The organism is Sphingopyxis sp. YF1 (assembly GCF_022701295.1).
Lineage (GTDB): Bacteria > Pseudomonadota > Alphaproteobacteria > Sphingomonadales > Sphingomonadaceae > Sphingopyxis.
This window is the reverse complement of the sequence record NZ_CP033204.1, coordinates 740,863-755,213: the sequence shown is the minus strand read 5'-3', so window position 1 is coordinate 755,213 and position 14,351 is coordinate 740,863. Positions and strand designations below refer to the sequence as shown.

The following is a 14,351-nucleotide window of genomic DNA, read 5'->3' as shown; positions in this document are numbered from 1 at the left end:
CGCACGGCACCACAAACAAAAGCAACGTCATTGCGAGGCGCCGAAGGCGACGCGGCAATCCAGAGTGTGCGTAAACCGTTCTGAATTGCTTCGCTCCGCTCGCAATGACGAGCTATTTCAGCGGAACGGATCGCCCCGTCCCGTCGCATAATGCGCCATCGCCATCGTCGTCCATTGCGCATTGACGCGGATGCAGCTCGGAAAGACGCTCGCATCGGTCACCAGCACGTTGGTCGTGCCGTGGACGCGGCAGCCGGGATCGACGATGCCATATTCGGGATTTTCGTGGATCGCATTGCCGCCGTGCGGGTGGCTGCTCGACAATGTCACATCGTCCTGTTCGCGAATCTCGCGCGCGAAAAACTCGTCGACGTCCATATCGGGGGTCAGTTTGTGACCGCTCGCGACCGCCGGATAGCATTCGATCGCGCCCGCCGCGAAATGCACGCGGGTCAAGGTCGCCATCGCGCGGCGCAGCACCGGCATGTCGTCGGTCGCATCGAGGCGGAAATGGAGCTTGCCATCCTCGACCTGCCCGCGCCGGTCGGCGGGGAACAGGATGCCCGCCGAATGGACCCGGCCGAAATTCTTCATCCGCGCCGCATGGTCGCCGAACCAGCCGGGCATCAGCGACGCCATCGCCATCGGCGGCTGGAAATGGCTTTCGAGCAGATAGTCGCCGCAGTCGACATAGCTCGTCATCTGGTCCTCGTCCCACGCGTCGCCGCCGACGCCGTCGGGCATCAGCGCGACGACGGGCGAGGCGACGTTGAGCGACACCTGGTATCCGGTGCGGTCGACGTCGCTGCGGTGGAGCAGCTTCGACGAGGCGATCGTGCCGCCCGCGACGATCACGCCGACGCGCGTGCGCACGAGCCTTTTGCTCCCGTCGGGCATCACCAGCCGCACCGCCTCCGCCGCTTGCTTGCCGCCGGGCGCGTCGCGCCACAATATGCGCTCGACCTTGGTTTCGGGCAGGATGCGCGCGCCATGGTCGCGGCACGCTTCGGGCAGATAGGTCTGCGCCATCCCCATGCGCCGGCCATAGGCGCAGCCCGAATTGCAATAGCCGCAATAGGCGCACGCCTGCGGCGTGTTCGGCGGGCCGAAATTCTTGTCGAACCAGTCGGTCACCGCGCGCCGCTCGCGCGGGTTCGTCGACGCCGCGGCATAGGCGTTCCAGCCCGCAATCAGATGCGTGCCGTTATGTCGCCCGCTGCGCGGTTCGGCGCGCGCGATGCCCAGCTTCCGCGCCACCGCATCGTAGCTGGCATGGAAGGCGGCCGGATCGACGGGCGCGCCGATGCTTGCCCATTTGGCGAGCACGTCGGCGGCATCGGGGTGCGTCCGCCCCGCTTCATTGACGCGCAGGCAGATGCCGTTGTTGATCGTCGACGACCCGCCGACGCAGCGTCCCTGAAAGATCACGAAGTCGCGGTTCGTCGTCGTCTGGACCGCACCATGTTTGTAGAGCTGGGCGATCATGTCGAGTTCGTGGTGGGTGATGTGGTGCGAGGGGTAGAAAGGCCCCGCCTCGACGATCAGCACCCTGTAACCCTGCGCCGCGACATTGCAGGCCGCGACGGCACCGCCCGCCCCCGATCCGACGACGACGACGTCATATTCGTCGGCAAGCGTGCTCGCGGTCAATATATGCGCATCGTCGATTTCGCGCCCGGTGACGTCGGTGATGTCGAGGTCGGGCGGATCGACGCGGTCGCGGAATTTGGGCAGGGTAAAACCGATCTGCGCGAGCACCGGATTATGCTCGTTCGCGTCCTGCCCCGCGTCGCGCGGCCGCTCGCCGCCTTCCCAATGACCGTAATAGCAGGCGTAGATGATGCCGCGCAGCCGCGCCATGTCCTGGAACAGGTCGAACCGGCTGTTCGCCAGCCGGCTCTGCACCCGCGCCGCGCGCTCGGCGACGTCGAGTTCGACGAACACCGGCGCCAGCACCAGCTCGGTCGCGTCGAGCGAAAGGCGGATTTCCCTGAGCTTGGTGCCTCCGACCTTGCCGAACAGCGTCTCGACATTGCGCACAACATCGCTCGCCGGGATCGCCATCGGCGCGCCGTGGAACAGCGCCTCGGTCAGCGCCTCCAGAAATTTGAGCTGCCCGAAATTGAACGGTGCCGTCATCGCCCTCTGCCCCCTCTTGTCCCGTCATCCAGATGCCGGGTCATAGCGGGCAAAGGCAAGGCGTATTGTACCGGATCGCCAATCACGCCGGTGCGGCAACAGCCTCCACGGGCAGGAACGGTCGCACCGCTGCCATCGCGCGATCGACATAGACGGCCTTCTCGCCCACCGGCGCAACATAGTGCAGCGCGGCTTCGGCTTCGCGCGGTCCCGCCAGCCGTGCGATAATCCACGCCGCCAGATATTGCGACGCAAGGCAGCCGCCCGCGGTCGCGACATTGCCGTGCGCCACGAACGGCGCGTCGAGCACCTCGACCCCGGCCTCGATCACCCACGGCCTGGTCGTGAGGTCGGTGCACGCGGGCAGGTCGCCGATCAGCCCGAGTTTCGCGAGCAGCAGCGTTCCCGAACATTGCGCCCCGATCAACTGGCGCTCCGGATCGAGCCGGATCGCACCCAGCAGCGCGGCATCGGCGGCGATCTCGCGCGTGCGGATACCGCTGCCGATAATCACCGCATCGGCATCGGTCGCGAAATCGAGCGACCGCTGCCGCTCGATGGTGGCCCCGTTCATCGAGGTGACCTGCGGCGTCGGCGACGTGATATGCGCTTCCCAGCCCCGCTCGCGCAGCCGGTTGAGGATCGCCGCGGCGACGAACGAATCGAGTTCGTTGAAACCGTCGAACGTCAGCACCGCGATCTGCATCGAAACCTCCGGAAAAGGCGCGCGTTCAGCGCACCGCGACGGTCAGATGGCGGATGCCGGCGATCCCCGCAAGCGCTTCGCGCACTGCGGCGCCCGGGTGATCGCCCGCGACCTCGACGATCGCGGCGTGCGCGCCGGGCCCGACGCGCCAGACATGCAGGTCGAGCAGCCGGATCCCGCCCAACTCCTCGATCCGCGCCCGCACCGCCTCGGCCAGCGGATCGACGCTTTCGTCGAGCAGCACCGCGGCGGTGTCGCGCATCAGCCCCCACGACCAGTGCGCGATGACGATCGCGCCGACGATCCCCATCACCGGGTCCATCCAGCGCCAGCCGAGGTAGCGCCCCGCGAGCAAGGCCGCGATCGCCAGCACCGACGTCAGCGCGTCGGCGAGCACGTGCAGATAGGCCGAACGCAGGTTGTTGTCGTGACCATGCCCCTGATGATGGTCGTGCGAATGATCATGGTGGTGATCGTGATGATGTCCGGCGCCGTGACGGTGATCGTGCCCATGGTGATGGCCATGACCATCGCCATGGTCGTGCCCGCCCATCAGCAACAGCGCGCTGACGATATTCACCGCCAGCCCGATCACCGCGACCAGCGTCGCGCTGGCGAAATCGACGCGCTGCGGATCGATCAGCCGCAGCACCGATTCGATCGCGATGCCGAGCGCGAACAGCCCGAGGATCAGCGCCGAGGCAAAGCCGGTGAGGTCGCCGACCTTGCCGGTGCCGAAGCTGTAACGCGGATCGTGCCGGTGGCGCTTGGCATAGCCATAGGCCAGCGCCGCGAGCCCCAGCGCCCCGGCGTGGGTCGCCATGTGAAAGCCGTCGGCGAGCAGCGCCATCGACCCGGTGACATAGCCCGCGACGATCTCCCCGACCATCATCACCGCGGTCAGCGCGACGACCCACAGCGTGCGCCGCGCATTGTCGTCGTGCGATGCGGCAAGGAAGTCGTGGCTATGCGCGGCGCTATGCGGGGGGCTGTGCAACGGACGCTCCATCCTGGTCATTTCGAATAGCGGCGGATCACCGCGAGCAGCTCGTCGGCGCCCGCCGTGCGCTCATCTTCCGACAGGCCCGGCGCCGCGACATGCGCGGCGAGATGATCGGCGATCACCTCGTCGAGCAGCCCGTTCACCGCGCCGCGCACCGCGGCGATGCGGTGCAATACCGTAGCGCAGGGCTCGCCCGCGATAAGCGCCTTCTCGACCGCGCCGACCTGCCCCGCGATGCGGCGCACGCGCGCAAGAAGGTCGGGGTTGGTCGTTGTGTGACTCATACCCTACCCCCCTATATTATGATCGTCACCCGGACAAGCGTGCAGCTTAACCGCTCCTCCATCTTCTCGCACTACCCCGATGCCCCGATCGGAGGCTCGGTTGCGCCATATCCTGCTCATCGCCGCGCTGCCGCTGCTCGCCTGGGGTGCGTGGGCGGGCATCGAACGCTCGGTCGCCACGGCGCCGGTCGAGACCGGCGGACCATTCGTCGCCGAAATCGCCCCCTGCGCGCCGCCGCCACCGAGCAAGGAGGCGGCGCTCGTCTTCGCGGGCTATTACAACGGCGCCGCCATCTCGTCGGTGCGCCTCGAAGCCGAAAACCCGCAGGAAGAGGCGACGACGGCGCTCGATCTCCGCATCGCGCCGGGTTTCAGGCCGCTCTATCTGGTCGTCGCGGGCGCGCGCAATTCGGTGCTGCGCGTCGGCGGCTGGACCAGCCGGATCGAACGGCTCGTCGTGGTCACGCAAAAACCCTATCCGGTCGGCGTGACCGGGGTGCCGCGATCGAAGCTGCTATTCGTCGAAGGCTGCTCGCTGCCGCCTGCGGCACTCTATCGCAGCCAGCCGGACCCCGCCGCGTGGCTGTTGGGTGGCCGGCGGACGCCGCAGCAGGGCGTGGAACCACCGCTGCTGCCGGGACTGCGCGCGCCCGATGTCGTCGGCGGCGGCTATGATCCGGCACTGCTGACGATCGGCGCGGACGCCATCGCGGCCAAAATCTATGCCGCGCACGATCAGGACCAGGACCTGCCCGAATGGCAGCGCGGCTACGCCGATTTCGAGCCCGCGGGGGTTTACGACATCGATCCGGACAGCCTCGTCGCCCCGGTCCCCGCGACGCGCTACGACCAGCTGCCCGGCTGGATGGGGCTCGCGCAGCTCGTCCGCGACGGCAAGCTCAAACGGATGGACACCGAAAATTTCCGCGTCCGCGGCCTCGTCCGCATCCCCGCGGGCCTTTTCGGCGCGCAGGCGGTGACCTTCGTCGTGCCTTCGGACCAGCCCGACCCCGCGGGGGACCTTGGGCACAGCAAGATCCACCGCGAGTAGCCCCGCCCCCCGGGCGGTTTATCCCGCCTTTTTCACCTGCCGATATTTGTGGAGCAGCGGTTCGGTATAGCCCGACGGCTGTACCACGCCCTCGAAGATCAGCGCGCGCGCCGCCTGCCAGGCGATGCCCTCGGGCGTCAGCTTTTCGTAAAGCGCGTCGCCCGCATTCTGCGCATCGACCTTCGCCGCCATCCGCGCCAGCGCGGCGTCGACCTGCTGCGCGGTGCAGACGCCGTGGAGCAGCCAGTTGGCGAGCGCCTGGCTCGAAATGCGCAAGGTCGCCCGATCCTCCATCAGCCCGACGTCGTCGATATCGGGCACCTTCGAACAACCGACGCCCTGATCGATCCAGCGAACGACATAGCCCAAAATGCCCTGGCAATTATTGTCCAGCTCGCGCGTGACCTCGGCCTCGTTCCAGTTGCGCCCGACGGCGACCGGGATGTTCAGCAGTCGGTCGAGCGACGGCACCGCCTCGCCCGCGATCTCCTTCTGGCGCGCGAAGACGTCGACCTGGTGATAGTGCAGCGCGTGGAGCGTCGCAGCGGTCGGCGACGGCACCCAGGCGGTGTTCGCGCCCGATTTCGGGTGGCCGATCTTGGCCTCGAGCATCGCCTTCATCAGGTCGGGCATCGCCCACATGCCCTTGCCGATCTGCGCCTTGCCCGAAAGCCCGCAGGCGAGCCCGATGCGGACGTTGCGGTCCTCGTAGCTCGCGATCCAGTCGCTCGCCTTCATCTCGCCCTTGGGGATCATCGGCCCCGCGCGCATCGAGGTGTGGATCTCGTCGCCGGTGCGGTCGAGGAAGCCGGTGTTGATGAAGACGATGCGGTCCTTCACCGCATGGATGCACGCCGCGAGGTTCGCTGACGTACGACGCTCCTCGTCCATCACCCCGACCTTGATCGTGTGGCGCGCGAGGCCGAGCATATCCTCGACCGCGTCGAACAGCCGGTTCGTGAAGCCACATTCTTCGGGCCCGTGCTGCTTCGGCTTGACGATATAGATGCTGCCCGCGCGGCTGTTGCGGAGCGTGCCGAGGCCCTTGAGATCGTGCAGCGAACAGAGGCTGGTGAACACCGCGTCGCACAGCCCCTCGGGCGCCTCGCTGCCGTCGGCAAGCCGGACCATCGGATTGGTCATCAGATGACCGACGTTGCGCACGAACATCACGCTGCGTCCCGGCAGGGTGAAGGGGATGCCGCCGGTCGCGGTCCATGCGCGGTCGGGCTCCATCGCGCGGGTGACGGTCTTGCCGCCCTTGGCGAAGCTCTCGGTCAGGTCACCGCGCATCAGGCCGAGCCAGTTGGTATAACCAAGAACCTTGTCCTCGCCGTCGACCGCCGCGACGCTGTCTTCCAGGTCGATGATCGTCGTCAGCGCGGCTTCGAGCAGCACGTCGGCGATGCCCGCAGGGTCGGTCCGGCCGATCGCGCTGTCGGGATCGATGACGAGCTCGATGTGCAGGCCATTGTGTTTCAGCAGCAGCCCGCCGTCCTTCGTGCCGGCCAGCTGCGCGGGATCGGCGAGGTCGGGCATACCGCCCGGCCAGTCGGCCCAGCTCCCCGAAGCAAGCGGGACCGCTTCGTCGAGGAAGGCCTTGGCGCGCGCGATCACCGCCGCGCCGCGCACCGCATCATAACCGCCGGGCGTCGCCGGCGGCGCGTCGAGTGCGTCGGTACCGTAGAAGGCGTCGTAGAGGCTGCCCCAGCGCGCGTTGGCGGCGTTGAGCGCGAAGCGCGCGTTCAATGCGGGCACGACGAGCTGCGGCCCCGCCATGGTCGCGATTTCGGGGTCGACATTCTGCGTGCCGACCTGGAAGGGCGCGGGCTCGGGCACAAGATAACCGATCTCGCGCAGAAACGCCTGATAGGCTTGCGGTTCGTGCGGCTGCCCTGCCCGCTCGCCATGCCAGGCGTCGATCCGCGCCTGCAGGTCCTCGCGCTTTTGCAGCAGCGCGGCATTTTCGGGAGCGAATTTTCCGAGCAGCGCGGCAAAATCGGCCCAGAATTTGTCGGCGTCGAGCCCCGTTCCCGGCAGCGCGCGATCCTGTACGAAATCGACCAGCCGCGCATCGATCGACAGCCCGTGGCGGTCCAGAAATTCGGTCATCTAAGCACCCTTTGGTTCGGCGCGGCGCGCCAGTGGACCCGGGGAGGAAAGGGCCGCCGCCCTATGCCGCGATTGCGCGGGGTTGGCAACTGCCAGCATCCTCAATCACTCCCCCCTCTTGTCGGTCGGTCCGCGATTGTCGTGCGGAATGGCATCGCCTAAAGCCGGTCACAGGATTTCGAGGCACAAGGACTCTTTGATGACTATTTCGGCATTGATTATGGCCGCCTTCATAGCCGCAGGCGAACTGGTGCCAACGCCCACGTCTCCACTGGAATCCGCTTCGGCACGGCTCGACGAGACGCAAGACCAGTTTCGTCGTCGCGCAGCACAATGGGTGCTCCAATCGTCGGAATACGGTCCTTGGTCCGCAGAAATCACTGTCAATTCGATCGTGTTTTTCCGCTGGGATAAGGCGCAACAACCGCAAGACGTTCGCGCTTTCGATTTGACCTTTCGCCTTTCGGATCGACGCTGCGTCAGCGTTGCTCTCCTGTACAGACCGGCTAAGGATCTATTCGAAAAGGGCCGAAGCCTTAGTTGGGATTGCCACGAGTTTTTTCCGAAGATGGGGCACTCTGACGAGCATATGCCCCTTGGCCGCGAAGGGATTGCGCGCGCCGCATGATCCCCCGCACCCTTCTTGCCACCGCATCGGTTCCCGGCGGCGATTCGCTGCGCCTGATCCAGCGCGGCGACGATTATTTCATTACGCTCGGCCACAGCGAATTGATGACCAGCCGGATGGCGGGGTCCGAAGAAGCGCTGGCGGAGATGAGCTGCGACCGATTGCGCGAAACCCCCGCCCCGCAGCTGTTGATCGGCGGTTACGGCATGGGCTTCACGCTGCGCGCGGCGCTGGCGCGGCTCGGCGCCGACGGACGGGTGACGGTGGCCGAACTGGTACCCGAAATCATCGACTGGGCGCGTGGGCCGATGGCCGCGCTCACCGCGGGCTGCCTCGACGATCCGCGCGTCGAGGTCGTGCTGGACGATGTCGGCGCGGTAATCGGCGGCGCGAGCCGGCGCTATGACGCGATCCTGCTCGACGTCGACAATGGCCCCGACGGGCTGACGCGCGAGGGCAATGACCGCATCTATTCGATGGCCGGGCTGGCCCGCGTGCGCGGCGCGCTGCGTCCCGGAGGCGTGCTCGCTATCTGGTCGGCGGCGCCCGACGCGCGCTTCACGCGGCGGCTGAAGGACGCGGGCTTCGCGGTCGAAGAAGTCCCCGTGCGCGCGCGCAGCAGCGGCAAGGGCGGCCGCCACATCATCTGGTTCGCCCGCGCGCCCTAGAATTCCTCACCGTAGCCCTGAGCCTGTCGAAGGGCGTCTATCCGAGAAACGCCCTTCGACAGGCTCAGGGCTACGGTTCCATGTGAACGGGATGGACTCTAATTCGCCAGCGCCCCGCCCCCCAGCGCCTGATACAAGGCGACATAGGCGGTCAGCCGGTCGGTCCGCAGCTGGATCAGCGCGATGTCGACCGCGAACAGCGCCCGCTGCGCGTCGATTTCCTCAAGATAGGGCGAATAGCCCGCACGATAGCGGTTGGTCGCATGGCGCAGCGTCTCCGCCACCGCCGCGCGCTGCGCGACGAGCGCCCTTTCCTGCACCGCCAGCCGGTCGATCACCGCAAGCTGGTCCTCGACCTCGCGAAAGGCGGTGAGCACGCTGCGGCGATAGGCAAAGGCGGCCTGGTCGCGCTGCGCGGTCGCCGCGTCGAACTGCCCCTGCAGCCGCCCGCCCGAAAAGATGGGCGCAAGGATGCTGCCGCCGATCGACCAGACCGAAACCGGATCGCCCAGCAGCGACGAGATCGCCGCCCCCGCCGAAGCCGACAGGCGGACCTGCGGCAGGAATTGCGCACACGCGGCGCGCAAATTGGCGTCGGTCGCGGCGAGCGCATATTCGGCCTGCGCGATGTCGGGACGGCGGCGGACGAGGTCGGAGGGCAGCACCGCGGGCACCGCCGGGGTGGCGAGCGCGTCGAAATCGGCGCCGCGATCGATCGCGCGCGGCGTTGCGCCGACGAGCAGCGACAGCGCATTCTCCTGCCGCGCGATCGCCGCCTCGATCGCGGGAATCTGTTGCTCGGTGGCGCGATATTCGGCCTCGGCCTGGCTGAGTTCGAGCCGCGAGGTATAGCCCGCCTCCGCCCGGTCGCGCGCGATGCGCAGCGCTTCGCCGCGGGTGACGAGCGTCTGGTGGAGGAGATCGCGCCGTTCGTCGAGCGCGAGCAGCACGATATAGCTGCTCGCGGTCGTCGCGCTGACCGACAGCAGCGCCGCCTCGCGCGCCGCTGCGACCGCCGCGGCATTGGCGCGCGCCGCGTCGGCCTGCGCCGCATTGCGCCCGAACAGGTCGACCTCATAGGCGGCCTGAAAGCCCGGCTGGGCCGAAAAACTCTCGCTCGGCTGGCCGAAAGCGTTGACGCTGCGCGCCTCTGCGCCCGACGCGCTGGCCGACAGCGTCGGAAGCAGCAGCGAGCGGGCAACGCGTTCCTGCGCCCGCGCCTCGGCGACGCGCGCCGCGGCAATGGCAAGGTCGCTGTTGTTCGCGCGCGCCTGTTCGACCAGCGCCGCCAGCCGGGAGTCGCCAAAGCCGCCCCACCAGGCGCTTTCGACCGCGCCGCCCGCGGGCATCGGGCTGCGCCAGTCGGCGGGCGGCGCAACGATGCTCGCCGCGGGCCGCGGTGCGATCGCGGGCGCGCAGCCCGCAACGAGCAAGGCGAGGACCGGAACCAGCCGCCGCATCAGTCGACCCCTGTGTGGATCGTCGCGACCACCGACATGCCCGGGCCGAGCCGCGCGGCGAGTTCCTGCTTCGGATCGATGCGGATGCGCACCGCGATGCGTTGCGGCACCTTGACGAAATTGCCCGATCCGGTGTCGGGCTTGATCACGCTGAACTCGCTGCCCGCGGCCGGGGCGACGCTTTCGACCACCCCCTTCAGTTCGGCGCCGCCGAGCGCGTCGATCTTCATCGTGGCGCGCTGTCCGACGCGGATCTTCGCGGTCTGCGCTTCCTTGAAATTGGCGACAACCCAGTGCTTCTCCGGCACCAGGTACATCATCTGGGTCCCCGGATTGACCAACTGCCCGACGCGCACCGTGACTTCGCTGAGCCGGCCCGCGCGCGGCGCGCGGACGATGGTGCGCTGAAGGTCGATGTTGGCAAGGTCGCGCGTCGCCCTGGCATTCTGGACCCCCGCCTCCAGACCGCCGCGCCCGACCGTCACCGTGCGCACCTGTTCGAGCGCGATCTGGCGCTGTGCCTCGGCCTGACGGACGCCCGCCTCCGCCTGACGCAGCGCGGCGAGCGTCTGGTCGCGCTCGCGCAGCGATACCGAGCCCGCGTCGACCAACTCGCTGACTCGCCGCATGTCGGCCTGTGCACGCTGGAGCTGGGCGCGGGCGTTGGCGACGGCGGCGTCCTGCGCCTTGACCTGCGCCTCGGCCGACCGCTGGCTTTGCGCGCTGTTGTCGAGGCTGGCGGTCTGCGCTGCGATGCTGGCGGCGCCCTGCGCGACGCGCTGGCGATAGATGCTGTCGTCGATCTTGACGAGCAATTGCCCCGCCTTCACCGGTTCGAAATCCTGCACCAGAACCTCGGTGACATAGCCACCGACCTGCGGCGCGATGATCGTCGTCTGGCCGCGGACATAGGCATTGTCGGTGGTCTGGCTCGACGCGCGGAAGGGCGGCAGCCCCCACGCGTAGAGAATGGCGAGCGCCCCCGCGAGGATCAGCGCGCCGAACAGCAGGATGCGGCCGCGCGACTGCGGCGCGGGCTTCCACCCCTCCTCTTCCTTTTCCACGGCGGGTTCGGCGGCCGGCGCTTCGGCCGGCGGCAGGACGGCGGCAGGTTCGGGCGCCGGCGCGACCGGCGGCGGCACCGGCTTCGCCGCTGCGCCGCCTGCGTCGGTTTCTTTGCGTTCGTCGCTCATTCGTTTCCGGCCCTCATCTTCTGCAATGCCTCCAGCTCGCGCGCGAGCGGGTTGTGGCCGCGCCGGCGGTCGTACAGCCAGCGCAGGAACATGATGACGAACGCCGTCGCCGACGCCGCGCCGATCACGTAGAACACGTCGTTGAACGCGAGGATCGTCGCCTCGCGCGCCGCCTCGCGGACGACCTGCGCGCCCGCCAGTGCGCTGCGCAGCGCCGGGTCGGTCATCGTCCCGGTCAGGCTCGCGGCGAGGTCGGCGATGCCCTGCGCCACGGCGGGATCGCTCGTCGACAGGCTCTCGCCCAGCACCATCAGATGCGCCTTGGTGCGGATCGTGTGGAACGCCGACAGTGCCGCGACCCCCGCCAGCCCGCCCAGCGTCTGCGACAGGCTGAACAGCGCGAGGAAGCTGACCATATAGGCGGGCCCGCGCGACAGCGCGCGCAACAGCCCCTCGAGCAGCATCGGCCCCATGAAATAGACTGCGGCAAAGGCGATCGCGGCCTGCGAGAAATAGAGGTTCATCGGTCCGGTGCGCAGCCCCGAATGCGTGTCGAGGAACGCACCCACCGCGATCACCGCGAGCGAGACGAGGATCGGCCGCCGGAGGTCGGTCGGGTCGAGCCGCGCGATCGACAGCAGCGCCCCCGCCAGCGTCGCGAGCGTCAGCACCGCATAATAGCTGACCAGCTGGTCGTTCACCATCCCCGTCGCCGAGAGCAGCCCGGTGGCGCCGAAATTCTGCTCCGACGTCAGCACGCGGACCAGCGCTCCGGTCAGCGCGAATTTGAGCAGCGCGCGGCTGCCCATCCAGCGCGTGTGCAGCATCGGGTTGGCGCGGTTATGCTCGATCAGGAAGGCGATTCCGATCAGCAGCAGCGATGCCGCGAGCGCGGCGCCCAGCCAGGGCGTCGTCCACCACAGAATGCGTCCCTGGACGAGAAAGGCGCAGAGCAGTCCGACACCGACCGCCAGCATCGGAAAGGTCAGAAGGTCGAGCTTCTCGAACGAGCGGATCGTCTCGCCGGGGGGCAGCTGCAGCATGTTCACCAGTCCGACCGCGACGAGCGACAGCGCGAACTGCAACACGAACAGGTTGGCGACATCGCCGTCGAACAGCAGCAGCGGCGAGATCGCGCGCGCCAGCGGGATCGCGACCTGCCCCAGCCCGATGCCGATCAGGAACCCCGCGATGCGCGCCTTGGCCGGCAGCCCCTGCATCAGGTAGAAGGCCGCGAGCGTCGAGAGGCCGCTCGCCGCGATCCCCGATACACCGCGCGCGACCAGTTCGAGCCGGTATCCGGCATCGAACAGCTGGAGGAAATTGGCGAGCAGCAGCGCCAGCATCGTCGCGCGCACGAAGCGCTGGATGCCGAATTGCTGGCGCGACTTGTAGAGCAATATGCTCATGCACGCGTTGGTCATGTTGTACGCGACGGTGACCCAGCCGCCCTCGGCCGGGGTCAGCCCCATATGCCCCTGCAAGGTCGTCAGATTGGCGATCAGCAGCCCGTTGGTGAAACCGCCGACGAGCGCGAGATAGACGCCGATCAGCAGATAGCCCGCCTTGCGCAGCGCCGGATGGTCGGGCGAAGCGGGCGACCCCGGCATGAACGGGCGCTCGTGCGGCTTGAAGACATAGCCGCCGTCCGCGGGACGCTCAGCCATGGCGAGCGAGGGGCGCGGCAGGCGCGCGCATGGACCGGCGGCTTCGGGTCATCATCTGGTCCATAGACCAAGCCGGGCCGGGTGCGATACGCTTTATCGCCGGGTCGCGCCGGTCCCGGCCGGCAAATTTATCCCGCTTCGGCTTGCGCAGGCGGCGCCGGGGACAGTTCGGCGAGCGTGGTGCCGACGCGGTTCCGCCCGCCCGCCTTCGCACGATAGAGCGCGGCGTCGGCGCGGCGCGCAAGGTCGAACAGGCTGTCGTCGGGCATGAGCTGCGCGACGCCGAAGGAGGCGGTCACCCGCTGCGCGATCCCGGTCTCTGCGGGCGTCGCCCCCGCGAAGGCGACGCGCGCCGCCTCAGCACCGGCGCGCCCCTCGGCCAGATTGACACCGGGCAGGAACACGACGAACTCCTCGCCGCCGAGCCGGCCGACGATCGCATCCGGCGGCATCCGTTCGCGCAGCAGACGCGCGAAGGCGGCAATCACCCCGTCGCCCGCGGCATGGCCGAAGCTGTCGTTGATCGCCTTGAAATGATCGAGGTCGGCGGCGATCAGAACCGCCGGCTCGCCGAGCCGACGCGCGCGCGCTAGCGCCGCTTCGGCGCGCGTGTCAAAACCGCGCCGGTTGAACAGTCCCGACAGGACATCGGTTTCGGAGCGCGCGGCCATTTCGGCCGCGGTATCGCGCATCATCACCAGCAGCAGCACCAGCGCGATCGCGATCAGCGTCACCATGCTCCCGCTCTGCGAAATTGCGGCGTAAGTTGTATCCATATAGCCCTGCGGCGCGTCGGCGCGCCCGACAAACGTCGCGATCGCCGGCTTGGCGAGATAGAGCAGCGCGGCGACAATCTGCAGCGCGAAAAGCAGCAGGTCGAGCGCCTGCCGCCGCCGCGAGCGCCAGAGAACGAAGGCGAACAGCGCCTGCATTGCGAAATAGGGCAGCTGGTACAGCGCGAGCCGCAGCGACGAGCCGTAGGGCATCGAGAAGAGCAGCGGCACCGCAAGGATGGTGAGGCACCAGATGGCCGCCATCGGGCGCCACGGCGGCGCGACACGATAATGATGCGCAACCCCGATCAGGCAGAAGGTCTGCGCGAGCAGGAAGACGAGGAAAATGCCGACCCCGACCGGGGTCGGATCGACCTGCTGCGTCAGCAGGAATTCGAGCACGATGTCGACGATGCCCATGCCATAGCCGGCCGCGAGCCACCGCGCCCCCGACGCGCCGCGATTCGTCGCCGCGACAACCCCGAAGGCGATGGCGAAGATGGCGGCGATGGCCATGTTGATACCGAGGACGAACGCTGCTGTCATGGACCCGTTCTGCGATGCTTTCGTCCGTCGTAGGATCGGCGAAGCGAATCTTTGGTTAATGCGGCTCCATGAACCCGATTTTGCAAGCTCGCCAGCACGTCACGGTATCATGCGGAACGGC

The 14,351-nt window shown here is 68.1% G+C and carries 12 protein-coding genes; 3 read left to right on the top strand and 9 right to left on the bottom strand.

Annotated features, from left to right (window positions below; genetic code table 11):
- Positions 1–117 precede the first annotated feature (117 nt).
- The 4 genes from EAO27_RS03710 to EAO27_RS03695 all read right to left on the bottom strand — a co-directional run bounded on the left by EAO27_RS03710 (position 118) and on the right by EAO27_RS03695 (position 4,132).
- Entirely contained in the window at positions 118–2,139 is a 2,022-nt protein-coding gene (locus EAO27_RS03710; RefSeq protein WP_242777231.1) for a GMC family oxidoreductase N-terminal domain-containing protein, read from the bottom strand.
- An 82-nt stretch (positions 2,140–2,221) separates the two neighbouring features.
- Positions 2,222–2,845, bottom strand: a complete 624-nt coding sequence (locus EAO27_RS03705) for a DJ-1/PfpI family protein (RefSeq protein ID WP_242777229.1) — start codon at positions 2,843–2,845, stop codon at positions 2,222–2,224.
- Positions 2,846–2,870: 25 nt separating this feature from the next.
- A complete protein-coding gene (gene dmeF, locus EAO27_RS03700; RefSeq protein WP_242777227.1) occupies positions 2,871–3,842 on the bottom strand; it encodes a CDF family Co(II)/Ni(II) efflux transporter DmeF in 972 nt (323 codons plus the stop codon).
- Positions 3,843–3,859: 17 nt separating this feature from the next.
- Entirely contained in the window at positions 3,860–4,132 is a 273-nt protein-coding gene (locus tag EAO27_RS03695; RefSeq protein WP_242777225.1) for a metal/formaldehyde-sensitive transcriptional repressor, read from the bottom strand.
- A 79-nt stretch (positions 4,133–4,211) separates the two neighbouring features.
- Between EAO27_RS03695 and EAO27_RS03690 the strand changes: the two genes are divergently transcribed.
- On the top strand, positions 4,212–5,183 hold the full coding sequence (locus EAO27_RS03690; protein WP_242777223.1) for a hypothetical protein: 972 nt from the start codon (positions 4,212–4,214) through the stop codon (positions 5,181–5,183).
- Positions 5,184–5,201: 18 nt separating this feature from the next.
- Here EAO27_RS03690 and EAO27_RS03685 read toward each other — a convergent pair whose 3' ends face one another.
- Positions 5,202–7,295: a malate synthase G gene (locus tag EAO27_RS03685; RefSeq protein WP_242777221.1), complete on the bottom strand. Its 2,094-nt coding sequence runs from the start codon at positions 7,293–7,295 to the stop codon at positions 5,202–5,204.
- Positions 7,296–7,494: 199 nt separating this feature from the next.
- On the opposite strand from EAO27_RS03685, the gene EAO27_RS03680 reads away from it, so the two are divergent.
- Together EAO27_RS03680 and EAO27_RS03675 are read left to right on the top strand one after the other, a co-directional pair.
- Complete coding sequence (locus EAO27_RS03680) at positions 7,495–7,923, top strand: hypothetical protein (protein WP_242777219.1); 429 nt, start codon at positions 7,495–7,497, stop codon at positions 7,921–7,923.
- Positions 7,920–8,591 carry an MnmC family methyltransferase gene (locus EAO27_RS03675; RefSeq protein ID WP_242777217.1) on the top strand — a complete coding sequence of 224 codons (672 nt, stop codon included), beginning with the start codon at positions 7,920–7,922 and terminating at the stop codon, positions 8,589–8,591. The genes EAO27_RS03680 and EAO27_RS03675 overlap by 4 nt, the downstream gene beginning before the upstream one ends.
- Before the next feature lie 98 nt (positions 8,592–8,689).
- Here EAO27_RS03675 and EAO27_RS03670 read toward each other — a convergent pair whose 3' ends face one another.
- The 4 genes from EAO27_RS03670 to EAO27_RS03655 form a co-directional block, all read right to left on the bottom strand.
- Entirely contained in the window at positions 8,690–10,051 is a 1,362-nt protein-coding gene (locus EAO27_RS03670) for an efflux transporter outer membrane subunit (RefSeq protein WP_242777215.1), read from the bottom strand.
- A complete protein-coding gene (locus EAO27_RS03665) occupies positions 10,051–11,244 on the bottom strand; it encodes an HlyD family secretion protein (protein WP_242777212.1) in 1,194 nt (397 codons plus the stop codon). Before EAO27_RS03665 ends, EAO27_RS03670 begins: the two co-directional genes overlap by 1 nt.
- Positions 11,241–12,911, bottom strand: a complete 1,671-nt coding sequence (locus tag EAO27_RS03660) for an MFS transporter (protein ID WP_242777211.1) — start codon at positions 12,909–12,911, stop codon at positions 11,241–11,243. Before EAO27_RS03660 ends, EAO27_RS03665 begins: the two co-directional genes overlap by 4 nt.
- 128 nt (positions 12,912–13,039) lie before the next feature.
- Entirely contained in the window at positions 13,040–14,230 is a 1,191-nt protein-coding gene (locus tag EAO27_RS03655; RefSeq protein WP_242777209.1) for a GGDEF domain-containing protein, read from the bottom strand.
- Positions 14,231–14,351: the final 121 nt, after the last annotated feature.

Excerpts from the sequence above, each read along its gene's own strand:
- EAO27_RS03705 (WP_242777229.1), bottom strand. The coding sequence starts at position 2,845 with ATGCAGATCGCGGTGCTGACGTTCGACGGTTTCAACGAACTCGATTCG.
- EAO27_RS03710 (WP_242777231.1), bottom strand. The coding sequence starts at position 2,139 with ATGACGGCACCGTTCAATTTCGGGCAGCTCAAATTTCTGGAGGCGCTG.
- EAO27_RS03660 (WP_242777211.1), bottom strand. The coding sequence starts at position 12,911 with ATGGCTGAGCGTCCCGCGGACGGCGGCTATGTCTTCAAGCCGCACGAG.
- EAO27_RS03670 (WP_242777215.1), bottom strand. The coding sequence starts at position 10,051 with ATGCGGCGGCTGGTTCCGGTCCTCGCCTTGCTCGTTGCGGGCTGCGCG.
- EAO27_RS03675 (WP_242777217.1), top strand. The coding sequence starts at position 7,920 with ATGATCCCCCGCACCCTTCTTGCCACCGCATCGGTTCCCGGCGGCGAT.
- EAO27_RS03665 (WP_242777212.1), bottom strand. The coding sequence starts at position 11,244 with ATGAGCGACGAACGCAAAGAAACCGACGCAGGCGGCGCAGCGGCGAAG.
- EAO27_RS03690 (WP_242777223.1), top strand. The coding sequence starts at position 4,212 with ATGCCCCGATCGGAGGCTCGGTTGCGCCATATCCTGCTCATCGCCGCG.
- EAO27_RS03695 (WP_242777225.1), bottom strand. The coding sequence starts at position 4,132 with ATGAGTCACACAACGACCAACCCCGACCTTCTTGCGCGCGTGCGCCGC.
- EAO27_RS03680 (WP_242777219.1), top strand. The coding sequence starts at position 7,495 with ATGACTATTTCGGCATTGATTATGGCCGCCTTCATAGCCGCAGGCGAA.
- EAO27_RS03685 (WP_242777221.1), bottom strand. The coding sequence starts at position 7,295 with ATGACCGAATTTCTGGACCGCCACGGGCTGTCGATCGATGCGCGGCTG.
- EAO27_RS03655 (WP_242777209.1), bottom strand. The coding sequence starts at position 14,230 with ATGACAGCAGCGTTCGTCCTCGGTATCAACATGGCCATCGCCGCCATC.